19 protein-coding genes and 2 pseudogenes are annotated in these 23261 nt (G+C 61.0%); 15 read left to right on the top strand and 6 right to left on the bottom strand.

Features of this window, described 5'->3' with window-relative positions:
- Nucleotides 1-29 precede the first annotated feature (29 nt).
- The 9 genes from AC1DSF_RS08400 to AC1DSF_RS08360 all read left to right on the top strand — a co-directional run bounded on the left by AC1DSF_RS08400 (nucleotide 30) and on the right by AC1DSF_RS08360 (nucleotide 10020).
- Nucleotides 30-1601, top strand: coding sequence for a class I adenylate-forming enzyme family protein (locus AC1DSF_RS08400; RefSeq protein ID WP_478182614.1), 1572 nt, complete (start codon nucleotides 30-32; stop codon nucleotides 1599-1601).
- Between the two features lie 167 nt (nucleotides 1602-1768).
- Complete coding sequence (locus tag AC1DSF_RS08395; protein ID WP_478182613.1) at nucleotides 1769-2830, top strand: ABC transporter substrate-binding protein; 1062 nt, start codon at nucleotides 1769-1771, stop codon at nucleotides 2828-2830.
- Nucleotides 2831-2886: 56 nt separating this feature from the next.
- Nucleotides 2887-3987, top strand: coding sequence for an alcohol dehydrogenase catalytic domain-containing protein (locus tag AC1DSF_RS08390; RefSeq protein ID WP_478182612.1), 1101 nt, complete (start codon nucleotides 2887-2889; stop codon nucleotides 3985-3987).
- A 30-nt stretch (nucleotides 3988-4017) separates the two neighbouring features.
- Nucleotides 4018-4560, top strand: a complete 543-nt coding sequence (locus AC1DSF_RS08385) for a cupin domain-containing protein (protein WP_478182611.1) — start codon at nucleotides 4018-4020, stop codon at nucleotides 4558-4560.
- A gap of 16 nt (nucleotides 4561-4576) precedes the next feature.
- Nucleotides 4577-5614 carry a branched-chain amino acid ABC transporter permease gene (locus AC1DSF_RS08380; RefSeq protein ID WP_478182610.1) on the top strand — a complete coding sequence of 346 codons (1038 nt, stop codon included), beginning with the start codon at nucleotides 4577-4579 and terminating at the stop codon, nucleotides 5612-5614.
- A gap of 46 nt (nucleotides 5615-5660) precedes the next feature.
- Complete coding sequence (locus AC1DSF_RS08375) at nucleotides 5661-7448, top strand: branched-chain amino acid ABC transporter ATP-binding protein/permease (RefSeq protein WP_478182609.1); 1788 nt, start codon at nucleotides 5661-5663, stop codon at nucleotides 7446-7448.
- 1 nt (nucleotide 7449) lies between these two features.
- Nucleotides 7450-8181 (top strand): ABC transporter ATP-binding protein, encoded by a 732-nt coding sequence (locus tag AC1DSF_RS08370; protein WP_478182608.1) that lies wholly within the window; start codon nucleotides 7450-7452, stop codon nucleotides 8179-8181.
- A 418-nt stretch (nucleotides 8182-8599) separates the two neighbouring features.
- Nucleotides 8600-9373 carry a GIY-YIG nuclease family protein gene (locus AC1DSF_RS08365; RefSeq protein WP_478182607.1) on the top strand — a complete coding sequence of 258 codons (774 nt, stop codon included), beginning with the start codon at nucleotides 8600-8602 and terminating at the stop codon, nucleotides 9371-9373.
- Between the two features lie 182 nt (nucleotides 9374-9555).
- The gene (locus AC1DSF_RS08360) at nucleotides 9556-10020 is read left to right on the top strand and encodes an SgcJ/EcaC family oxidoreductase (RefSeq protein ID WP_478182606.1); all 465 of its coding nucleotides are present in this window, start codon (nucleotides 9556-9558) and stop codon (nucleotides 10018-10020) included.
- 132 nt (nucleotides 10021-10152) lie between these two features.
- Here AC1DSF_RS08360 and AC1DSF_RS08355 read toward each other — a convergent pair whose 3' ends face one another.
- Complete coding sequence (locus AC1DSF_RS08355; protein ID WP_478182605.1) at nucleotides 10153-10398, bottom strand: hypothetical protein; 246 nt, start codon at nucleotides 10396-10398, stop codon at nucleotides 10153-10155.
- A gap of 490 nt (nucleotides 10399-10888) precedes the next feature.
- Nucleotides 10889-11452 carry a MarR family winged helix-turn-helix transcriptional regulator gene (locus tag AC1DSF_RS08350; RefSeq protein ID WP_478182604.1) on the bottom strand — a complete coding sequence of 188 codons (564 nt, stop codon included), beginning with the start codon at nucleotides 11450-11452 and terminating at the stop codon, nucleotides 10889-10891.
- Between the two features lie 11 nt (nucleotides 11453-11463).
- Between AC1DSF_RS08350 and AC1DSF_RS08345 the strand changes: the two genes are divergently transcribed.
- Genes AC1DSF_RS08345 through AC1DSF_RS08335 form a run of 3 tightly spaced genes read left to right on the top strand, consistent with a single transcriptional unit; the run spans nucleotide 11464 to nucleotide 15078 of the window.
- A complete protein-coding gene (locus tag AC1DSF_RS08345) occupies nucleotides 11464-12381 on the top strand; it encodes an NAD(P)/FAD-dependent oxidoreductase (protein ID WP_478182603.1) in 918 nt (305 codons plus the stop codon).
- A 44-nt stretch (nucleotides 12382-12425) separates the two neighbouring features.
- Entirely contained in the window at nucleotides 12426-13400 is a 975-nt protein-coding gene (locus AC1DSF_RS08340) for a Bug family tripartite tricarboxylate transporter substrate binding protein (RefSeq protein WP_478182602.1), read from the top strand.
- On the top strand, nucleotides 13378-15078 hold the full coding sequence (locus tag AC1DSF_RS08335) for a UGSC family (seleno)protein (RefSeq protein WP_478182601.1): 1701 nt from the start codon (nucleotides 13378-13380) through the stop codon (nucleotides 15076-15078). The genes AC1DSF_RS08340 and AC1DSF_RS08335 overlap by 23 nt, the downstream gene beginning before the upstream one ends.
- Nucleotides 15079-15116: 38 nt before the next feature.
- On the opposite strand, the gene AC1DSF_RS08330 is transcribed toward AC1DSF_RS08335, so the two are convergent.
- Complete coding sequence (locus AC1DSF_RS08330; protein ID WP_478182600.1) at nucleotides 15117-16037, bottom strand: helix-turn-helix transcriptional regulator; 921 nt, start codon at nucleotides 16035-16037, stop codon at nucleotides 15117-15119.
- A 66-nt stretch (nucleotides 16038-16103) separates the two neighbouring features.
- Between AC1DSF_RS08330 and AC1DSF_RS08325 the strand changes: the two genes are divergently transcribed.
- Both AC1DSF_RS08325 and AC1DSF_RS08320 read left to right on the top strand, forming a co-directional pair.
- Nucleotides 16104-17423, top strand: a complete 1320-nt coding sequence (locus tag AC1DSF_RS08325; protein ID WP_478182599.1) for an aminotransferase class V-fold PLP-dependent enzyme — start codon at nucleotides 16104-16106, stop codon at nucleotides 17421-17423.
- Complete coding sequence (locus tag AC1DSF_RS08320) at nucleotides 17420-17911, top strand: RidA family protein (RefSeq protein WP_478182598.1); 492 nt, start codon at nucleotides 17420-17422, stop codon at nucleotides 17909-17911. The genes AC1DSF_RS08325 and AC1DSF_RS08320 overlap by 4 nt, the downstream gene beginning before the upstream one ends.
- Nucleotides 17912-18309: 398 nt before the next feature.
- Here the strand turns inward: AC1DSF_RS08320 and AC1DSF_RS08315 are convergent.
- Nucleotides 18310-18881, bottom strand: a pseudogene (locus AC1DSF_RS08315) (IS110 family RNA-guided transposase); the annotation flags it as partial.
- 261 nt (nucleotides 18882-19142) lie between these two features.
- Entirely contained in the window at nucleotides 19143-20198 is a 1056-nt protein-coding gene (locus AC1DSF_RS08310) for an alpha/beta fold hydrolase (RefSeq protein ID WP_478182597.1), read from the bottom strand.
- A gap of 191 nt (nucleotides 20199-20389) precedes the next feature.
- Here AC1DSF_RS08310 and AC1DSF_RS08305 point away from each other — a divergent pair, with 191 nt between their 5' ends.
- The gene (locus tag AC1DSF_RS08305; protein ID WP_478182596.1) at nucleotides 20390-22156 is read left to right on the top strand and encodes an MOSC domain-containing protein; all 1767 of its coding nucleotides are present in this window, start codon (nucleotides 20390-20392) and stop codon (nucleotides 22154-22156) included.
- A 213-nt stretch (nucleotides 22157-22369) separates the two neighbouring features.
- On the opposite strand, the pseudogene AC1DSF_RS08300 reads toward AC1DSF_RS08305, so the two are convergent.
- Nucleotides 22370-22799, bottom strand: a pseudogene (locus AC1DSF_RS08300) (SDR family oxidoreductase); the annotation flags it as partial.
- Between the last annotated feature and the right edge of the window lie 462 nt (nucleotides 22800-23261).

Below are 23261 nucleotides of genomic sequence, written 5' to 3'. Positions count from 1 at the left end.
GCGAAGCAACCTCACCGACGGGAGCAACCATGTCATTCCCAGACGCAAAGGTCTTCGGCGACATTGTGCGGGCTCAAAGCTCGCTGGGCGCCAAGATTGCCTTTCGCGACGACGTCGCGGAGGTCAGCTTCGAGGATTTCGGCCGACGGGTAGAGCGCCTTGTCCAAGGTCTTCTGGCCGCCGGGATTCGACCAGGTCAACGGGTTGCACTGCTCGGCCGCAACAGCGTCGCCTTTGCCGAATGGGTCGCAACGTGCTCGGCTGGCTTCATCCCAGTGCCTCTGAACTGGCGGCTGTCCCGTCCAGAGCTCGAGCAACTGCTGGCGGATTGCACGCCCGCGGTGATCGTCGCGGACTCAGTATGGATTGACGTCGCTGACGAGATGGCCAAGGCCGTCTCGTCTGTGAAGATGCGGGTCGCGGCAGCCGATGGACGCGACGGATGGATCGGTCACGAGGACTGGATCCGACGCAGCGAGGGATGCGCGACCTATCCGGCAGTGCAGCCCGATGACGTCGCATGTCTTATCTACACCAGCGGAACGACGAGCGCGCCCAAAGGCGCGTCGATCAGTCATCGCGGGCTGGTGGAGAACTGCAAGGCGTCAGCTACCCAAGCCATCGGCGTAACGGCGGCAGACGTTGTCCTCTGTGTGATGCCGATGTTTCACGTAGGGGGACTCTGCTACTACCTCCTGCCGAGCTACAGCACCGGCGCCACCATCGTCTTGCGGCCGATGTTCGATCTCGCCGACCTCGTGTCGAGCTTGAAGAGCCATGCGGTGACGAATGTTCACCTTGTGCCGACGATGCTCGGCGACCTGATCGGTCATCCGGAGGCGCCCGCAGCAGCTGCCGCGCTTCGCAGGATCGTCTACGCCGGTTCTGCCATGCCCGTTGCACACCTGAAGCGCGCGCTTGCCGTGCTCAGCGGCTGCTCGTTCTCTCAGTCCTATGGATCAACCGAAGGCGGAATCATCTCCACGCTGACTCCCCAGGACCACGAGCAGGCGATCGCCGATTCCGGCAGCGCACATCTGCTCGCATCCTGCGGTCGACCGTTGGGGGCAGACGAGATCCGCATCGAGACCGTCAACGGCGATCCTGCAGAGATTGGTGAACCGGGAGAAGTGCTGGTTAGAAGCGCTCGCACGATGGTTGGATATTGGAATCTTCCCGAGAAGAGTGCAGCGGCCTTTGCCGGCGGATTCTTGCGGACTGGCGACATCGGCTATCAGGATGCGCAGGGTTATCTGTACCTGGTCGACCGCAAGAACGACATGGTCGTGAGCGGCGGGGAGAACGTCTTTCCGTCCGAAGTCGAGCAAGTGCTCCACCAATCGCCCGACGTGAGCGAAGCCGCTGTGTTTGGCGTCCCAGACCCGCGCTGGATCGAGAGGGTGGTCGCCGCTGTCGTGCTGCGTGCGGGCTCCCAGGCCTCCACCCAGGACCTCATTGCATTCGCCAAGCTTCGTCTCGCGGCCTACAAGTGCCCCAAGGAAATCTTCTTCGTGACGGAACTGCCGAAGAGCGGCGCGGGGAAGGTGCTGCGAAAAGCGCTTCGAACCAAGTTCGGTGTGGCGTCACCACCGCCGAAGTAGTCGTCATCAGGATTGGTCGCGGGGCAAACGCTGCTGCGGCTCGAGTTCATCGTGCTTTCGTCTTTTTCAACGTTACTGGAGACAAAATGAAATTCAAGCTTGCAACTTCCGCCGTCGCCTTTGTAGCGCTCGCCTGTTTGCTCGGCACCGCATCTGCACAGATCAAGGTGGGCATCATCACCGGCGCGTCGGGGCCGGGCGCCTCGCTGGGCATTCCCTACAAGAACACTTTCGCTGCCACTCCGAACACGCTCGGGGGTGAACCGGTGACCTACATCGTCGTCGACGATGCGACCGACCCAGCCAATGCAGCGCGCCTCGCCCGCAAGCTCATCACGGAGGACAAGGTTGATCTGATCATCGGTTCGGGCAATGTGCCGACGGCGTCCTCGATCAGCTTCGTCGCCTCCGAGACAAAGACGCCGCAGATCGCGCTGTCACCACTGAGCGGCGAGCCGGCTAAGAACCCGTGGGTGTTCTCTATGTCGCTTCCCACATCCCTGCAAATGGGTGCAGTGGCCGACCACATCAAGGCGAAAGGGGCGAAGACTGTCGGCTACATCGGCTTCAGTGACTCCTGGGGCGATCAGGTCTACACCGCCCTGACGGCGCAAGCACCGGCCGCTGGCTTCAGCGTCACCACAAACGAGCGCTACGCACGGCTCGATACGTCGGTGACCAGCCAGGCGCTGAAGGTCGTTGCCTCCCGCCCGGATGTCGTCGTGCTGGGCGGCTCCGGAACGCCCGGGGCCCTGCCGCACACCGCGTTGGTGGAGCGCGGCTACAAGGGGCAGATCTATCACAGTGCTGCGGTGGTCAATCCGGAGTTCCTGAAGATCGGCGGGAAAGCGCTTGAAGGTGCCTTGGTCTCGGCGGGACCAGTGGTCGTCGCGGAGCAACTGCCTGACACGAATCCGGTGAAAAAGCAGGGGCTCGAGTTCACCAAGGCCTACGAGGCGAAGTATGGACCGGGGACCCGGAACTCATTCTCTGCGTACTCATGGGACGCGTATCTGCTTGCCGACAGGGCCGTCGCGGTCGCAAAGACCAAGGCCAAGCCGGGGACCACTGAGTTCCGCCAAGCACTGCGCGATGCACTGGAGGCCACCAAGGATCTCGCAGGTGCTCAGGGCGTCTACACGATGTCTCCGACCGATCACGCCGGCGCCGACAAACGTGCTGTTGTTCTCCTGCGCGTCGAGAACGGCGGCTGGAAGCTAGCGAACTGAACTGACCCTTAACTCAACGATTGAATTGGAGCGAGACAAATATGAGCAACAAGACCATGCGCGCCGCACGCCTTCACGATGTTGGCGGCAAATTCCAAGTTGACGAGGTCCCGGTCCCGGAGGTTCGGCCAACCGACGTCCTGGTCGAGGTGAAGGCGGCGGGCGTCGTCCCGAACCTTCGGAACGTCATCACGAACTATCCGACTTGGTTCCCCTACCTGCCCCTGCCGAAGCTGCCGGCCATATATGGACTCGACACGGCCGGTATCGTGACGGCGGTTGGCAGCCAGGTGCGCTCTGGCGTCAAACCCGGTGACCGGGTGTACGTCAATCCCGGACTCTCATGCGGTGGATGCGTGGCATGCCGAAGGGGCGATTCCTTGAACTGCACGGCATACACCTTCATGGGCTACTTCGGCTTCGGCCCCGGCTCCCAGCAGCTGTTCGAAGACTATCCGTACGGTGGGTTTGGCCAATATCTCGTTGCCCCGGTCGCGAACCTCGTGAAACTCCCGGAAAGCATCACCTTCGAGCAGGGGGCGCGGTTCGGCTACCTTGGGACCGGCTACTCGGCTCTTCGCAAGGCGCAGTTTGCTCCGGGACAGACTGTCTTGGTTGACGGGGGCACCGGAACCCTGGGGGTTGGAACCGTCTTGCTTGCGCTCGCGATGGGCGCCTCGAAAGTCTTTTCGACCGGTCGCAATAAGACGCTTCTCGAAAAGCTGCAGGCGCTGGATCCGAAGCGAATCCATCCGGTCGCGGTGGGCGAAAAATCGGTCGCGGAGATCGTGATGGCGGCGACCGACGGCCTCGGTGTCGACGTTGTGATCCAGGCGCTTGGCGCGAACGCTCCGGCCGCCGCCGTTTTGGACTCTTTCAACGCGCTGCGCCGCGGTGGCAAAGCGATCAACGTGGGCGGCGTTGCGGAAACCCTCGCCCTCGAACCCATCCCCCTGATGGTCCAGCAGAAGTCCCTCATTGGATCGCTCTGGTTCACCACTGCGGAAGGAGAGGACATGGCAGCCATGGCTGCTTCTGGGCAGCTCGACCTGAGCGTCTTCGAGCACGAATCTTTTCCTCTCGAGAAGGTGAACGAGGCGTTGGATGCCGTCGATCAACGCACCGGCGGGTTCACGAACATCGTGATCGCTCACTGACGCATCCCCAATCCCATATTGGAGAACTCCATGCAAGTTCGACGCATCGTCACCGGCCATAGCCCGTCGGGCAAATCGGTCTTTATCTCTGACGGCACGCTTCCGCGCTACTCAGCGTTCAAACACGTGCCTGGCATGAGCGCAGGTCTGGGTTGGGAAACGCCCCCAAATCCGCAGGTGCCAGCGCTTTCAGCGGACCCCACCGCAACCGCGACCTCTTGGCTGCCGCAGGCCGGAGGAACCAATGTCATGGTCGTCACGCTACCGCCCGACTCGGTCATGGCAAGCGCCGACTTCGACCCCGCCGCAGCCGGCGGCGAATACATGCAGGTACTGCCGGGTTTGGCTGAGCGCTTTGAGATGGACAGCCCAGGCATGCACACCACCGACAGCGTCGACTACGCGATGCTTCTCGAGGGGGAACTGCATCTCGAACTTGACGATGGCGCTTCCAAGGCTCTGAAGGTTCACGACCTGATCGTGCAGAACGGCACGCGCCACGCCTGGCGCAACAGGAGCGATCGTCCAGCCACGATCCTCTTCGTGCTGATCGGCGCCAAGCGCAACGGCTGAAAAAAAGAAAGCCCCCATGGACCTCTCCATTGCATCCCTACTTTTCGTTGACGGCGCAGTCAACGGGGCGGTCTATGCCCTGATGGCGATCGCCATCATCCTGGTGTTCACCGTCACACGCGTACTGTTCATCGCCCAGGGCGAATTCGTCGTCTTCGGCGTGGTGACCTTGGCGCAACTCCAACTGGGGAAGGTCCCATCTGCAGTCTGGCTCGTAGCGATCATGGCCGTGGCCTGCGTCGTCCAGGAGATATGGAACGGCATCCGCTGGGGCAGCGTTCTTCAGGATGTTGCCATGGCGTGCGGCAGGGTGCTTGCCGTGCCAGCGATCGTAGTGGCGCTGGCTGCGTGGCTCGGACCGGTGAAGGCGCCTTTGGCCGTGCAGGTTCTTCTGACGCTGGCCATCATCACGCCCATGGGGTCGATGCTCTATCGGCTGGTGTACCGATCGCTCGCGACCTCCACGGTGCTTACGCTTCTGATCGTCTCGGTCGGCGTTCATTTCGCGCTCACGAGCCTCGCTCTGGCTTTCTTTGGGCCCGAGGGGTTCAGGACTCCATCGTTCTTCGACGCCACGTGGTCTCTGGGTGACATCTCGATCAACAGCCAGAGCGCGATCGTCATCGGTGTGGCTACGGTTCTCATTGCGCTGCTGTTCTGGCTCTTCACCCGGACGTTTCGAGGGATGAGCCTGCGGGCAACCGCCGTGAACCAGCTCGGAGCCCGGATCGTAGGCATCTCGGCGGAGAAGGCAGGCATGCTGAGTTTCGCCCTCGCTGCGGGCGTCGGCGCTCTCTCGGGCGTACTCATCGGCCCCACAACGACGGTGTTCTACGACACGGGGTTCCTGATCGGTCTGAAGGGCTTCGTTGCTGCTGTCTTCGCTGGCCTGGCCAGCTTCCCTGGTGCGCTCGCTGGCGCCATCGTCGTCGGCTTGATCGAATCGTTCGGATCATTCTGGGCAAGCGCTTTCAAGGAGTCGATCGTGTTCGCCGCAATCATCCCGATACTGCTGTGGCGATCGTTGCTGAGCCGTGGTTCGGAGGAGCATTGAGATGGCTATCGCTGAAATACTCCCTATGACAGCGACGCCAGCGCGAATGAAAAGCGCCAACGTTCGACGCGTCGGCATCATCGCGTTCGTTGTCCTGGTGCTTGCGCTCCCGCTGCTTCCCATCCCAGCGTTTCTCATCACCCAGATGAACTACATCGGCATCGATGCCTTGGTTGTTCTCGGCATCGTGCTGCTGACGGGCGTGGTTGGTCTGACGTCTTTTGGCCAGGCAGCTTTTGCCGGTATTGGCGCCTACACGACGGCCTATCTTTGTGCGACGATGGGCTTGCCGCCCTGGCTTGGCCTCGTGGCCGGCCTGGCGCTCACCGGTGTGGTCGCTATTTGCCTGGGATGGGTCACGCTTCGGATGTCCGGCCACAACCTTCCGTTGGCAACGATCGCCTGGTGTATCGCGCTCTACTACGTGATCGGCAATCTGGATGCGCTCGGGAAGTACGACGGGATCAACAACGTTCCGCCGATCAGCATCGGCGCCTACAGCCTCCAAGGCGGACGGGACTTCTACTATCTGATCTGGGGCATCGCGCTAGCCGCGGCTCTGGGCATGCATCACCTGCTGGACTCGCGAACAGGCCGCGTGCTGCGCGCCATGAATGTGGATCACGGAGGCGGCGAGACGATGCCGGCGTCCATCGGTGCCTCGACCTTCCGATACAAGCTGACCGCCTTCGTGATCGCCGCGCTGCTTGCGTCGGTTTCGGGATGGCTTTTCGCTCACATGCAGCGTGCCGTGACCCCGTCTCCTTTCGGGATCGGCAAGAGCCTGGACTACCTCTTCATGGGAGTTCTTGGCGGTGTGGGCCACATCTGGGGAGCATTTCTCGGCGCCGGGTTCTCCACAGTCCTGAAGGACGCGCTGCAGGATTGGATGCCGGCACTCTTCGGCGCCGGAGCGAACTATGAGGGTGTGATCTTCGGCTTGCTCTTGATCATCGTCCTCAAGGTGGCACCGCACGGTCTGTGGTCGTTGGTTGGACGGGTGCTGCCGAGGTCGCAGCGGAAGAACGACTGGAGCGAAGCGGGCCCCTTGCCGGCGCGCGAGAAGGTTGCCAAGGGCGAACGTCTGCTGGACGTGGACGCCATTCGCAAGCAGTTTGGCGGCTTGACCGCGGTGCACGACATCACCTTCGCGGTGAAGGGGGGCGAAATCGTGGGTTTGATCGGCCCGAATGGCGCCGGAAAGTCCACGACCTTCAATTTGATCTCGGGCGTGCTTCCCCTCACCAGTGGGCAGGTCATGGTCGCGGGCGACCGCGTCGACGGTCGGCCCTCTCGTGAGATCGCTGGGCGCGGCTTGTCGAGGACCTTCCAGCACGTCAAGCTGGTTCCCAATATGACGGTGCTCGAGAACGTCGCTATCGGGTGCTATCTCCGGACCTCCTCCGGCATTGCATCGTCCGTCCTTCGAATGGATCGGGGCGACGAGAAGCGGGTATTGCGGGAGGCACAGAAGCAGATCGAACGCATTGGCCTCGGGGCATCGATGTACGAGCTCGCTGGGAACCTCTCGCTTGGCGCTCAGCGGCTCGTCGAGATAGCTCGCGCCCTCGCGTCGGATCCGACCCTTCTGCTTCTCGATGAGCCAGCCGCTGGTTTGCGCCACGGGGAAAAGCAGGCACTCGCGAACGTTCTGAGCCAGTTGCGCGGCGAAGGTCTGAGCTTGCTCCTGGTGGAGCACGACATGGAGTTCGTCATGAACCTGACGGACCGAATCGTAGTGATGGAATTTGGCAAGAAGTTGATCGAGGGCACCCCGGCGGAGGTCCAGGAAAGCCCGCTTGTGCGCGCCGCCTACCTCGGAACGGAGCACTGACATGACGACCACTCTTCTGGAGATTTCGCAACTGCGCGCGGGCTATGGCAAGGCCGAGGTTCTGTCCGGCCTTGCCCTGACTGCCGCGAAAGGCACTATCGTCTCCGTCCTCGGCCCCAACGGAGCTGGGAAATCCACGCTCCTGAACTCGCTGAGCGGCGTGATCGGAAGTCACGGCGTCCAGCGCTTCGAAGGCGAGGACATCTCCAGGTTGTCGCTCGAACAACGCGTGATGCTAGGCATCTCGTTGGTGCCGGAGAAGCGCGAGCTCTTCACGACCATGACCGTCGAAGAGAACCTCTTGCTCGGCGGCCATCGGCCTCGAGAACTGCGGGTCGCAGCGTGGCGGGACACGACAGATCTTGTCTACGGACTCTTCCCTCGTCTGAAGGAAAGACGCAAGCAACTTGCCGGCACGTTATCAGGCGGCGAGAGGCAGATGCTTGCCGTGGGCCGGGCCCTGATGGGGCAGCCCAAACTGCTCATGCTTGACGAGCCGAGTTTGGGCTTGGCGCCGCTGATCGTCGCCGAGATGATGAAGGCGATCAATAAGCTCAAGGAGGCAGGACTGACTGTGCTGCTCGTAGAGCAGAACGCGCGAGCCGCTCTGGAGATTTCGGACTGGGCCTACGTACTCGAAGGAGGTGCGTTCCTCATGCAAGGAAGCGCCCAAGAGATGCGCTCCGACCCACGGCTCATTGAAATTTACCTTGGCACCCGAAAGGCCGCCTGAGCGCGATGCGCAAGACGGGCCACACGTTGCATCCGTGCTGCTCCATTCCAGAAGACGAGAAGTGACCGTCTGCGAAATCGCTTGCTCCATCGAGCGAAACTGAAGTGGTTCGAAACTCGCCGGCGTGTTCGGGTCCGACGCCACCTGGAGCGCCGCGGCGCCGCTGCCCCAGTCGAGAGGCGGTGGCATTGCCTGCGCCCGGTCGGTACAGACGTTCCCGGCGGGCGCTTGCGCACGCAACGGACTCGCAGCCCTCTCGGACGTCCAAGCTCACTTCGACCATTCCCATCTAGCATTCGTTGCCTCCAGGTCGCCCTTTCCTCTCGCAGTATCGCGCTTGACGGAAGGCCGCCGGGCGAAACGCCGGGCGAAATATGGTCGCGAGCGACTTTGCATCCCTCAATCACCGAATGGACACATGAATCGATTGCTCGAGATCGGTTTCGAGCCTGCGGGTCACTGGCTCCTGCAAGGCGAGGAACTCACCTATGCGTTGACCCGGCATGCCACTCAACGCAACATCCTCTATGCGTTCGTCTGCGATGGTCAGGTGATGTACGTCGGGAAGACCACGCGGCCCTTGCAGCGGCGCATGCGCGGCTACAAGCGGCCTGGCGCCACCCAGGCAACAAACGTGCGCAACCATGCGAGCCTGCGCGAGCAGCTCGTTCAGGGCGCGGCAGTGGAGATCCTTGCGTTGCCGGACAATGGCCTGCTGCACTACGGGCAGTTTCATCTGAACCTGGCAGGGCTGGAGGACGATTTGATACGCGTGATCGACCCGGCATGGAATGGTGGGCGCGTCGATGACGGCGTTCATGCGCCGGCGCTGCCGCTGCAACCAGATAAGGGCGACGCCGTGGAGGATACGCCGCCGGAGCGCCCCGTCGGCAGCTTCACATTCGTGCTTCGCCCGGCCTATTTCAACCAAGGCTTTTTCAACGTCGGCGTTGCAGCCCAGGCGCTGCTGGGCGCCGGCGCTGAGGCGATCGACATCTACGTTGGGGAGCAACAACAGGCGATCGCAGGAATGATCAACCGCCGCGCGAACGGCAATCGCACGCCTCGGATCATGGGCGGAGTTGGGTTGCGCAGGTGGTTTCAAGAAGTCGGCTTCGTCGGCGCGAAGATGCCAGTCGAAGTCCTGTCACCCACATCCATACGACTGCTGACGCCGGTAAGATCGAACTAGTTTGAGAATCGACAAACGCTGCCTCCGGGCCTGAGCCGACATTTGATGTCGGGGTTCATCTGCCCGATAGCCGCCTTGCCGACGTGCCTGATTGGGGGTATATCGGCAGGCGTGAGGCATTCACCCAGTTTTCGTGCGATCGAGTTGCAGACCAGGAAGGAGCGTCCGTGAGGAAAGCTGCCGTGTTTTCGCTTTTGGCCGCGGGCACCCTCTTCGCCGGTTGCGCCTCGAATCCACTGGGTTCCACATCCGCACGAACTGAAACCTGTAGGGCAACTAGCGAGCAGGAGGTTGCCGCGCTGTTTGACCGTTGGAACCAGTCATTGCAAACCGGCGACCCGCGCAAGGTGGTTGAGAACTACGCGGATAAATCCGTTTTACTTCCCACCGTTTCCAACACACCGCGTCTCAATGCGGCGCAAAAGCAAGACTACTTCGAGCACTTCCTTCAAGACAAGCCGTTCGGGCGCATCGACTCCAGAACCATAGAGATCGGTTGCACCACGGCCGTGGACGTTGGCTTGTATACCTTCACCTTCGCCAAGACGGGCGCTGTCGTCAAGGCGCGGTACACGTACACCTACAAGTGGGACGGTAGTCGGTGGCTGATCACCAGCCACCATTCTTCAGCCATGCCGGAGAAGTAGAGGCTGGCAATTGTGCAGCGGGAACCGACCAACGAGACTCGACCTCGAACTGTTACTGACGGGCCAATACCGGTCACTTGCCACCGAAGTCCAGTTCGCAAATTGGAGCGTTCGCCGCGCTGAGGGGGGCCTTCAGTCGCGGTCGATGAAGACCCCTACGCAAAGGGCCACGCCCACGACGTAGAGCAGCCAAGTTTGCGGAATCGCATAGGGATAGAACATCAGGGCGACACCTAGCCATTTGCTCCGTGGACGACCGGTCCGCCTTCCGTAGCGGTAGGCGACGATTCCGATGAGCCCGAACAGAACGCTACCAGCGACGTAGGCAGGGCTTGGAAGCGAGATTCCGAGCGACTGCAGTGTCTGCAAGCTGTCCATGGAAGTTTGGCCAAGATTTGAGAGCGTTCCTCTGAACGCCCGCAGCTTACCCGTGGCCATGAGGAGGCGTTTCGACTGAACATTCCTGTTGAGCAAAGAAAAACCCGCCGGAGCGGGTTAACAGCAGCCCTTGAGGGAGGGTGGAGGAGGAGAAGAGCGGGCTGCCGAAAATCAGTGTGTGTCGTGGAACTTAAAGGAAACTTAAATCGTTGAGCATTTGGTACCGGCGACGAAGGAGGTCCGCCGTCGGTGACCGCCGAGTTCATGCGGCGGGGGCGGCCACGCGTCGGGGAACGGCGCCTACCGGCTACAGTCGGCTACAACCAGACCTTCAAGGCGACCAGATGAGTGGCATGGCAGTATCAGCAATCGAGGGCGATCAGCGTCATGTCTCGCCGTACAAGGGATTCTGCTGCGCTCACCGCGTGCATACTGGCGGCGCTTCCTGTTCGCAGTTTGCTAGACGAGCAATCGCTCGCTCATGTGAAAGCTACTCGTCGCCGGTTTCGACACCGTTCACCAAGGACATCCAACTGGAGTTCCCGAGCTGCTGATGAACGGCGACTTCGATGGTGTCCAAGATTCGGTAGAAGGTCTTGAGCTCTGATTCGGTCAGAGCCGAGGTGATTCTCTTTTCGACGAGGTTGGACAGCTTCTCGATGTCAGCATTGACCTTCGCCCCCTTCGTGGTGACACGTACCAGGGCGCGGCGTCCGTCCATCTGATCGGGTATGCGCTCGATCAGTCCTTGCTCGGTCAGATAGCCGATGTTGCGTGCAACCTTTGGCGAGTCCGAGGAAGTGCGCTCGATCAATTCCCCCGGAGAAATAGGCTGGTAGCAAGCGATGACGGATAGCACCTTCATCGCCGCAGGGTTCAGCCGATATTTCGCCCGCGCCATGGAAACGACCAGTGCGCTCCAACGATCAGAGATTCGGTTCAGCCTGTAGTTGATGCGCCTGTCAAGAGGGGTTGTCGCCATGCCGGTCATTGTAGGCCGCGGAGCTTGACTTGCCGAGACAATAGCTGCAAAGTGCAGATAAATGGCAGACAAGGAGACGACTTTTGGAACACGACGTGGTGATCATCGGAGGCGGTGCCTCAGGGCTGACCGCAGCACGGATGCTGGCGGCCGAGGACCTGCGGATAGCCTTGGTGTCTGATGGGTCGCTTGGCGGCGATCTTCCAAACCTCGAATGGCTGAATGACTTCCCATGCGATGGACAGAGGGTGAAGGGTTCTGAGTTTGCTGCACGCTTGATCGATGATGCCCAGGCTGCAGGCGTTCGATTCATCGAGGGACGGGTTCAGGAACTCGAAAGCTATTCGAGCTCTCATGCTGCGGTGCTCGCCGACGGTCGCGCGCTCACCGCCACCTCCATGGTGCTCGCACCGGGGCGAAAGAGGCGGCAAATCGAAGCCACGTCGCTGGATCAGTTCAAGGGAAGAGGCCTGATCGATTGCGCCGCCTGCGAGGCGGTTTTCTACCGAGGCCAATCCGTGATTGTTTGCGGCGGCGGGCAAGGTGCCGCTCTGGACGCATTGCACCTGGCGCGCTTCGCCGCAGACGTCACTTTGGTCGAGATGGGGTCGCAGTTGAACTGTGGCCCTGATCTGGAAGCGCGATTGGCGCTTTCGACCAACATTCGCGTGGTCAGGGACACCGTGCTTAGCGGCGCGTCGGGGTCAAGCGGGCTCGAACTCATACAGCTTCGCCATTCGTCCGGCTCGGCGACGTCATTGGCAGCCCATGGACTGGTGGTTCAGGTCGGCCGCACTCCAGCGACGGATTTCCTGAACCATACGGTTCGCCTCGATGCGCGCGGGTACATCGAGGTGGACGAACGCATGCAGACAGATGTGCCGAATGTATTTGCGATAGGCGACGCTCGACGTGGGGCCCGATTCACTGTATCGAACGCCGTTGCCGATGCGGGGACAGTCATCGATGCGATTCGCAAGTCGCATCTGGCCGATGCGTAGATTGCCAAGCGCCGACAACGTCGACAACGCCGTAGGAGACAAACTTGAACGTTACCCGTCGAACACTGCTTGGTGCCGGTGCAGCGCTTGTCGCTGCGCACGGTTGGGCATCGGAATTTCCAGTTCCCGGCCGTCCGCTGCGGATCATCGTGCCTGCGGCGCCCGGTGGGCCGGCGGACCTTATGGCGCGGGCTCTAAGTCCGACGCTGACCTCACATTTCGGCGGAGCGCCAATTGTGGTCGAGAGCAAGCCCGGGGGCGCGACCGTCCTGGGAGCCGGCCTAGTCGCCAAGGCCCCACCAGACGGCCACACGCTGCTGTTGACCATCAGCAGCACGCACACCCAGGTTCCGCACCTACTGGCCAAGTTGCCCTACGACCCGCTCAAGGATTTCACCCCGATCACGCAGCTCTTTCGCAGTGGGGTAGTCGTATGCGCTCAGCCGTCGCTCAAGGCAAAGGATCTGAGGGAACTCGTTGAACTTTCCAAGTCGGAAGGGCCGATTTCCGCGGCATCCGCTGGCATTGGAACGAGTGGGCATCTCTACATCGAGATGCTGAACCGGCTGTACGGTGCTCGGCTGAATCACATTCCGTACAAGGGCGCCTCAGAAGGTCAGCGCGATCTTCAAGGCGGCATCGTTCAGGTCTACTTCGACTCGGTGTCTTCGGCGATTCCACATGTCAAGTCAGGGCGCGTGAAGGCGCTGGCCATCACGGGATCGACGCGAATTGAAGCGCTGCCGGACGTTCCTCATTGCGTCGAACTCGGTCTCGGCGCTCTCAATATCTCAGGTTGGTTCGGCGTCTTTGGGCCTGCGGGCATGGATCGATCGACCGTCGCTGCGCTCAACAAGGCGCTGGTGGCGGCTGTCAGGTCGCCGGAAGTTCAAAGGCAGTTTGTGCCGCTCGGGGTCGAAATCACGGGCACCAGCCCCCAGGAGTTCGAGGCAATCATTCAACAGGACTACGCCGTCTGGGGCAAGGTCATCAAGGATGCGGGAATCCGCATCGAATGAGGCCCAACATCACCAAAGGAACCGTATGGACCAAGTCGTCGTCGATCGTTCAATAAGCTACGAAGTTCTCAGTCCCGCGGGAGAGCCCAATCACCGAGCCGTCGCCGTGCCGCAAGCAAGGCTGAGCGACCTGAGCGGCAAAGTCGTCTTCTGTATCAGCCAGGTGATCGGAGGAGCCGATTCATTCATGAATTGGATGGCCGAGTACCTCCCTGAGGCGGCTCCTGGTGTGACCTCCGTGTTCATCCGCCGCCAAAGTACCTATATGTCCGACGAGCCCGAGCTGTGGGCGCGTGTTGAGTCCGAAGCCGATGCGGTGATCTATGGTTGCGGCGCATGCGGATCTTGCTCGATGTGGGGAACGCACTGGTCCGTGGAGCTGGAGAGACGCGGCATCCCTTGCGTGTATGTAGTTGACGAGCCGTTCCGGTCGGACGTCGAGCATACGTGTGAGAAGGAGGGCATGCCGGCGTTGAGGCGGGTGCATGTGCCGCATCCTTGCGACATGATTGCTGAGCCTGCCATGAGGCAGATCGCTTCGGAATTGGTCGCTGGCCTCACCAGACCGCTTTCGCCATCGGAAATCGCAACCGGCTCGCGGACCGAGCAACGGGCAGGACGCATCGCGTTTCGCGGCACCTTGGAAGATGTGAACCGATTCTTCACGCGTCGTGACTGGACAGACGGCCTGCCGATCTTTCCGCCAACCGAAGCCGCGGTCAGTCGCATGCTCAACGGCACGTCGAAGTCGCCGGAACAGATTGTGGTCGAACGGTTCCACCCCGAGGGCTATCGGGTCACAGTCGAGAAAGTGGCGGTTGTGGGCGCAATGGCGAACTGCAGCCCACAGCAGATGCCGGTTCTTCTTTCGATCGTTGAAGCGGTCAGCGCTCCCGCCTTCGCATCGTGCGTGCGATCGACGACCTCGTTCTCGTTGGCAACTCTCGTCGGCGGTCCGATTGCGGCAAAGCTCGGAATGAACGTCGGTGCCAACGCCTTGGGTGCCGGAACAGGCAACGCCGTCAATGCATGCATGGGGCGCTTCTTGCGCTTGGCCTTGATCTGTTTAGGGGGCTCCAAAACGGGCGTGAGCGACCTGAGCAGCATCGGAAACCCCACGAAGTACAGCTTGGCTTTCAGCGAAAACGTGAAGGAAAGTCCTTGGCCGTCGTGGCACGAAAGCCATGGGTATTCGGGCGATGAAGATGTGGTGACCGTCATGTACGGAGGTTGGAACTTCCTGTCGCCCTTCGCGCGCTTCATGTCGGACGTGAAGCTGGGACTGGACTCGATGGCGCGGGGACTGGCCCAATTCGAGATGCCGCGTGGAGCGTTGCTGCTGCTCGATCCCATCGTGGCCGACAAGCTCGCCAACGCTGGCTATACGAAGGATGACGTAGCCGAGTATCTGTGGACGCGCGCAACCCGAACAGCGCGAGATTTCAGAAGCGACTACTTCTACACCGCGTTCATGGAGCAAGGCATCAAAGGGCAGGGCGCTTCATACCAGACGAAGCGTTGGCCAGAGTCCTATCTGACTGCGCCGGACGACCAGGAGATTCAGGTCTATCCGAAAAAATCGATCGAGATCGTTGTAGTCGGCGGCCGCACCAATCCGATGTCTCAAGCATGGCAGTTTTACAACCCTTCGTCCGTATGCATAGACAAGTGGAAGTAGCGAGATGCGGGTGCGCTGCTCTGAGGTGTCGGGCGGCCCTATCCGGCTTCTCGCTGTCGAATCTCTTCCAGATAGTTGTAGATCGTAAAGCGTGACATATGCAACGCCGCTGCCGCCCGGCCCACTGCGCCCTTGACGATGAAAAGGCCCCGCCTGAGCATCTCTTCGACGGCGTGGACCTTCTCGTCCTTTGACATGAACTGCACGGGCTTGCCAAAGTTCTGAACGGCGGACTGAATGATCTCGCCCATCAACGCGTCCATTTCGAGCGGTTCGCTTTGCACCTCGTTCGCCGCGGCCGAGGGCGGCCGGCCATGAATGGATTGCTCAAGCCAGGCGTGGGCAAGCTTCAGCACCGTGAGGTCGGCATTCACGCACAGCGCAGCAAAGGGGATGCCCTTCGCGTCCCTGTAGACGACGGTCGCAGATCGCAAGGGTGTGCCCCGTGGACTGAGGGTTGGATAAGCATCGACGACCGAATGACCACTTTGCGCTGCGTGAGTGGCGGCCGTCAACGCAGCAGAGAACGCACGGTCATCCTTCGGTCCGGTCAGGATGGGGCTGCCAACATCGCGACCCGAAACATGGCCATTCGCAATCGCGATGACCGATGCGCCGGGATTGGTGAGGTCGTGGAGGACCAGCTCGGTGTTTGGGCCCAGCATTGAACTCATCATGTGCACCACGGGCTTGAGAACTTCCATGATTCGCCGACGCTCTTCCTTGAGCGCTGCGGGAACAGACGCAGCTTCGGCACTGCTGGATGTTTGTCGCGTGATACGGCGGGGCTTTGCGATAGCCGTCCGCGGGGTCGGGGTCTTTGTGTTGCTTGGGGAACGGGGCATAGCGAGTGGAATCCCTAATCGACGATTCAACAAACTGTAGAACAATAAAACGTGGTGTTGAATTTGACATACGTCTTGCTCAACCCCCAGGTCGGCCTTGGACGGGTCGCCCACCACTGTAGGGCACTTCCGCACCAAGATTCAACAATCTGTTGACTTTCTCAACATGGAGTTTCAACTATGAGCGATTCTGAAAACGAGACCGCACCCGCTACTTCAAGGCGTCGCTGGCTGAAGACCGTGGGCGGCGCGTCTGTTGCAGGCGTACTGGGCGGACAACTTACCGCTTGCGGAGGCGGGGGCGGGGGATCAGGTGGAATTCTGCCGATCGGCACAGCAACAGCGGCCGAGCCCCCCGCGTCCACGCCGACGCTGCCGGCGAAGGCGCTTTTTCCTGGCGTGGCTGACCGCATCTTCCTCAACGGAGCCGCTGATCACCCATGGAACACCTATGCCAAGGATGCTCTGGTGTCGTATGCGCAATCGAAAACAACGCTTGCGGGTGGAAGCGCTACGGCCACGGCAAAGTTCGCGTCCCTGATCAATGCCGACGCAGATGAGGTCACGTACGTTCCTAGTACGTCGATGGGTGAGTACCTCGTCACCAAGGCCCTCGGGTTGCCGGAGTCTGGTGGGCGTGTAGCGACCGACGCGCTTCACTTCGTCGGGTCCTTCTACATGTACGAGCAGTATCGGCTACGAGGAGTGAACGTCATCACCGTTCCAATGGACGCAGACTACCGCATCTCCCTTTCCGCCCTGGATGCGGCAATTTCGCCCGGGACCAAGCTTGTTGCGATTTCGCATGTGTCGCTGTACAACGGATTCACCCATGACCTCAAGGCCGTCTGCGACCTGGCGCACTCGCGTGGGGCCCTCGTGTACGTCGACCTGATTCAGTCCGCCGGCAACATGCCGATCGACGTCAAGGCGGCAGGGGTCGACTTCGCCGCATGCGGAACGTACAAGTGGCTCATGGGCGATTTCGGCTTCGCATTTCTATACGTGCGCAAGAGCCTTCTGCCCCAACTTCAGCGCCCATGGTATGGCTACCGCCAGACGCGCAACTTCGCGGCTCCTATTCTTCATGTGTATCCGCTTGACCCGCCGGGCAGCGTCCCCTACGAGAGCGTTCAGATCGACTCGGTCGCCGGGTATTTCATGGGGTCCTTCCCGGCTAGTGCGATCGAGGCTGCCTGCGCGGCATCGATCGACTGGATTCAGAGCGTAGGCCCCGACAAGATCCAAGCCTATCGAAAGCCCATGACCGAAGCCTTGCAGAACGGCTTGAGGGCCAGGGGCTTTCAGGTGGTGACGCCGACCGATTCCAACTCGGCCATCGTGACATTCGCCTATCTCAATGCATCCCAGTTGGCGCCTCGCCTTGCACCGGCGAAGATCGAAATTACCTTGCGCGCAAATCACGCACGCATCTCGCCCTCCGTCTTCAACGATATGAGCGACATCGATAAATTTCTCGCCGCGATCGGTACCCCATGAGTTCCAAGCACTTTCAAGCCCTTCCAATGTCTCGCGGTTTTGGCGCTGCCGGTCGTCTTCCCGTAGCGCTTGCTGGCCTGGCGATCGTTCTACTCAGCGGCTGTGCGGCTCCGAAACACTTGAACTCCGGAAAGGTTCTTCCCACAACACTGCCGTTCTCCGAGGCCGTGCAAGTTGGCTCGACGCTCTACCTATCAGGCCAGATTGGGAACATCCCCGGCAGTCTCAAGCTGCCACCTGGTGGCATTCAGCCGGAGGCCAAACAGGTCATGGAGAACATCAAGACATCGCTGGAGGCGCATGGATATACGCTTGCCAATGTTGTGAAGTGCACCGCGATGTTGGCCGACATGAATGAATGGAACGCTTTCAACGACGTTTACAAGAACTATTTCGCAGCCGGGAAATTTCCAGCACGTAGCGCGTTCGGTTCAAGCGGCTTGGCCTTTAATGCTCGTGTCGAAGTGGAGTGCATCGCTGCGCGATGAGTCTGCGAGTTTCAATGTGCTTCAGCGCCTCTTTGGCTGGCGAGTCGCCGCCTTGAATCTGACCGTCGCAGCGCTTCGCAGCAACGCCGTTCATCTGGTTTTTCAAACGTTCGCGCCTGAGCACAACGAGGACTGCGTAGGGCGGCACTTTCTCCAGGTCCTTCTCGGTCCGTTCGGGCTTCAGTCCTGCGTGAGAGATGAGAAGCGTGAATGTCTGTTGTGGGCTGCCGGCTTACAGCAGACGTCAAGTCTGCGAATCTTGCCTAGAAGCAGCCGTTTTATGTCAGATTCCCGGGCCAACAACTTTGAAAAGCCGACCGGCGCAACTTTGAAAACGGCGCTCGCAAGCTGTTGATTTCCTTGGGTAACCAGGTGAGACAACCTTGAGGAACTCAGGTCCCCAGCAGCTGTGTCTTGCCTCCGCGGGAGTTTTGATGCGGCACCGAGCCGATCCATGCTGCGGACTGGCGCGCGTTCTTGAAGTTGCTGGAGTCGCCGGCGCTGGCCACCGGCGCGCTTGCGGTGCTGGGGCCGATGCTTGGAATCGTCCAGGCGAAGGCTGACCTCGTTGCCGCGATGCCATACCTCGATCTCCCTCTCGAGTTCACGCACCTGCCGGTCCAATTCCTTGAGGTGCTGCAGCAGCCGATCAATCAGCAGCCTGAAGCGTCCGGGCAGTTCGTTTTGCCGGCATCCTCGATCAACTCTGGAATCCTCTCGCAGACATGACGGATGCCTTGGGGAACGATCAGTCCAAACTCAAGCAGCAGGGGATCTGGTTGGCCTGGGCGCTGCGTGCACGGACAAAGCTCTCGCGCGCCGTGTGCAGCGCCAGACTGCTGCTCGGTTGACTTCGCCGGAACGAATCGCATGTTCGGTCGCAAGACGGCCTCGCAGATTGCCTCCGCATCGAGCGCGTCATTCTTGTTGGTCTTGACATGCGCGGGTTGACGAACTGAGGCGCCATCATCGCTCACGCGATGTCCGAATGCTGTGAGACTCCTCATGAGATGGGCCGGAATGAGTGCTTCCTAGGCGTCAACATGGCGATGCGCAACACGGTCAATGCCATCCCACCGACTGCAGGAATCGTCTGGAGTGCGCCGCGTTCTGAAAGATGTACCTCAAAGAGTTCCCCGATGTGGGGCGCGTTTCCTCGATACCGACCGACGTCGTCGGGTTCCTTGTCAGCATCCGGGAGTCGTGGTTCACGGCCGTCGACCATCTCCTTTCAAAAGCGCCCGACGTCCACCACTGCTGCTACGAATGCTTCGGGTGCTTCCTGGGGCAAGTTGTGTCCGATGCCGCCCTTGATGAGCCGATGTGCGTAGGGGCCCGAGAACTTCATGGCATAGCTGCTCGATTCAGGGTGAGGCGCGCCATTCGCATCGCCTTCTAGCGTGATGGTCGGAACTGCAATGACCGGTCCTTTTGACAACTGCGCTTCAAGTTCGGAGTACTTCGCCTCGCCTTCCGCCAAGCCCAGTCTCCACCTGTAGTTGTGGACCACGATGCTCACGTGATCGGCATTGACGAGGGCCTGCGCGCTGCGCTCGAACGTGGCGTCGTCGAAAGCCCATTTGGGCGAAGCACTCTGCCAGATCAACTTGGCGAAGTCGTGACGATTCTGGTCGTAGCCTGCACGCCCGCGCTCTGTGGCGAAGTAGTACTGGTACCACCATTGCAGTTCGGCCTGTGGCGGCAAAGGCATCCTGCCTGCTTCCTGGCTGCCGATCAGGTAGCCGCTGACGGACACCAGTGCGTTCACGCGAGCGGGCCACAGTGCAGCCATGATGCAGGCCGTCCGCGCCCCCCAGTCGCATCCGGCGACGGTGGCCTTTTCGATCTTGAGGGCATCCATGAATGCGATGATGTCGACCGCGATGACAGCCTGTTGACCATTGCGAACCGTGTCGCTCGAAAGAAATCGGGTGGTACCGTATCCGCGCAGGTAGGGAACGATCACGCGGTAGCCCGCCGCGGCGAGGGATGGCGCAACGTCGGCATAGGTATGAATATCGTAGGGCCAGCCGTGCAGAAGAATGACGGTCATGCCGTTGGCCGGACCTGCCTCGAAGTACCCAATATTCAGATCGCCGGCATCGATATTCCTAAGTGTTTCGAGTCGCGTTTGTGATGCCGGTCGACGTAGCGCTGTTGCACGCGGGTTCGCCGCGGGGGAGGGCTGCGCGTAAACAGGCCTGCCCGGGGCCCATTGAGAAGCAGCCACTCCGATGGCCGCGGTGCCCAGGAACGAGCGCCGGAGAAGATTGCGTGTGTCAGACATTGATGTTCCTCTTGCTCTCTTGCCGGGCGACATCGGATCACAACAGATTCGACGAAATTGATCCATTGGACTAAGGTGTCAGTCGTGATTGGGACCTTGGTGCAATGGGCAAGGCCGGCATCCTCTGGTTTCATCGGCCGGACCCAAGGGCAATCTCAAGATGCATTCATTCAGAGTCCGGAGGTATGTCAATGGCCCAGTTGCTCTCAGTCTGCGTGGGTCTTCCGCGTGACATCGAATGGCGTGGAAGGGTCGTGCACACGGGCATATGGAAAGAGCCTGTAGATGGCCGCCGGCGCGTCCTGACGCTCAATGTCGAGGGCGACGGACAAGGTGATCTCGCCGGCCACGGCGGCGAGCAGCGCGCCGTCTTCGTTTATCAGCTCGAGTCGTATCGCTACTGGGAACAACGGCTGAACCGCGACGATTTCACGCACGGCCAGTTTGGCGAGAACTTCACGGTCGACGGACTTCCAGACGACGAGGTGTGCATCGGCGACCGCTATCGGATCGGGACAGCACTTTTCGAGGTCACCCAGCCCCGGGTGACCTGCTACCGCGTCGGGATTCGCACGAACGAACCGCAAATGGCGGCGCTGCTGACTTCCAGCGGGCGGCCCGGCTTCTACATGCGCGTGGTGGAGGAGGGTGAAGTCGGTGCCGGCGACCCGATCCGTATGCTCCATCGCGAACCGGAGCGTATGACCGTTGCGGAGGTGAATGCATTGCTCTATTCGGGTCACCATCCCGAGGATCGGCTCCAGAGTGTGCTGCGTATTCCAGCCTTGTCCCCAGGCTGGCGATGGTCCTTCGAGAAGCTGCTGCGAAGCGAGCAGGCGTACCCCGGCGCGACAGGAAACGCCGGCCTGATTCCGGCCGCCGCCGCACAAACTGCCGCGCCTGGCTTTCGGCCACTGCGCGTAACGCACGTCGTTCATGAAAGCGCAGACGTGCTCTCCTTGACCCTCGTGCCGGCGGATGGCAGCCGACTTGCCAAGCCGCTGGCCGGTCAGTTCGTCGTCATCCGGTTGCGCGCAGGGCGCGACGAGGCCTTGCTCTTTCGCAGCTATTCGCTTTCAGGGCCACCTTCTGTCGAGAGCTATCGCATTAGCGTGAAGGTCGAGCCCGACGGCGCTGCAGGAAGGTACCTGAACGGCAGCGTTGCAGCAGGCGACATCCTCGACGTGAGCGAGCCCAGAGGCGCCTTCACCTTGCAGCCTGGAGATGGGCCGGTGGTTCTTCTCAGCGCCGGAATTGGGGCGACGCCAGTCCTGGCCATGCTGCACGGATTGGGCGACGACGCTTCACCGCGTGAAGTTTGGTGGCTGCACAGCGCCCGCAACGGCAGGTCGCATCCCTTTGCTCAGGAAGTGCGACGACTTCTGGGCTTGCTGGCGCGTGGGAGAAGTCGCATCTGGTACAGCTGTCCCGACGCCGACGATCGTGAAGGGCGGAACCACGACGCGACCGGCCGTATTGCGGTCAAGGAGTTCGACGGACTAGGCGTCCCTCGCAACGGTGACTTCTATCTCTGCGGGCCCGCAAGCTTACTCAGCGACCTGCAGGCGGCGTTGATCAGTTGGGGCATCGCCGCAAAGCGAATCCATTCCGAAACGTTTTCGGGTGGACCTTCCATGACGCCCGGCATCGCCGTCAGGTCGGTACCCGTGCCGCATCAGCCAACTGGGGATGTTGGCGCGGGCCCTTTGGTGTCCTTTGCACGCAGCGGATTGACGGTCCGCTGGCGTCCAGCGAAGGATCAGAACCTCCTTGAACTGGCGGAAGCCTGCGACGTGCCCGTCCGCTGGTCGTGCCGCACCGGTGTCTGCCATAACTGCGAAAGCGGACTGATCAGCGGGTCGGTTGCGTACGCGCCTGATCCTCTCGACCCGCCAGCCCAAGGCAATGTGCTCATCTGTTGTTCGCATCCTCAGAGTGACATCGTGATTGACCTTTGACCGACAGGTTGATCGGAACGTCCGCCGCTGCCTCCATTCATCTGTCATCTCTCCCTTCGGATAGGGCCGCCGTTCCTCCGGGCCTATCCGATATCCCGATGGGTGGCGTACGCAGCGGTTTGCCGTATCCGAATCCGAAACCTATCTCAAAAAGAACGGGCGTCCTTGCTATCGCCGGCGTCCGCTGCGGCGCGTCGGAGATCGCTTCGACGCTCAAACTTGCGCGATGCCGCCTTCGGCAAACAACTCGATGCCGGTAATGAACGACGAGTCATCCGAGGCAAGGAACACCGCAGCCCTGGCGACATCTTCGGGTCGCCCGATGCGCCCGATGGGAATGCGAAGTCAGGTGTTCGAGCAGACCGTGCTGCTGCAGAGGGTCGGGCCCGGCGAGTTCGACCAGACCGGGCGTGTGGATCGGTCCTGGCGAGAGCGTGTTGACGCGAATCGCGCGACCCTTGAGGTCCATCACCCAACTGCGTGCGAGGTTGCGGACCGCGGCCTTGGTTGCGCTGTATATGCTGAAGTTCGCAGTTCCTGTGCTGCTCGTGCTCCAGTCGGCCAGGATGACGGATGCGCCGTTGACCGCCCTGTCGAGCAGCGGGAGCGCCTTCTGTACTGTGAATATGACGCCCTTGACGTCGCTCGTGGGCCGAAGAATTGCCGACCTCGCTTGGGTCACGTGTGCGAGCCCGCTTTACCTCGGCGCGCGCGGTGTCCCCAAGCATCCTTCCGAACTGGTGCCACTCGAGCAGGGCTCGAACGACGAGACTCGCGTGCCGGGTCACGCCGTTCTCGGCTATTTCTCGTCGCTCACTGAAAGAGCCTATCCGCTCGAGTTTCGCAGGGGGCCGAGCATGTGCTGGTGCAAGGGGAAGCCGTCGCTTTGGAATGACCGGAACCGGCGTCAAACCGTGACTTCACGGAGCGGTAGAGAAGGTGAAGGGCGGCAATTGGTTGCGGATTCAACCGGTCGATGCAACCCACTGATGACTGCCGTAGGCAGAAGGAGTGTTGCAGATGGCTTACCGGACGCGAACCTACTACACGGACAGCCAGAAGGCATTGATGTGGGAGCGATGGAGGCAGGGATGGACCCTGCATC

The sequence above is a fragment of the Variovorax sp. 01N429 genome (assembly GCF_056399425.1).
Note: the sequence above shows the minus strand (reverse complement) of the source record. Positions and strands in the feature narration are given on the sequence as shown.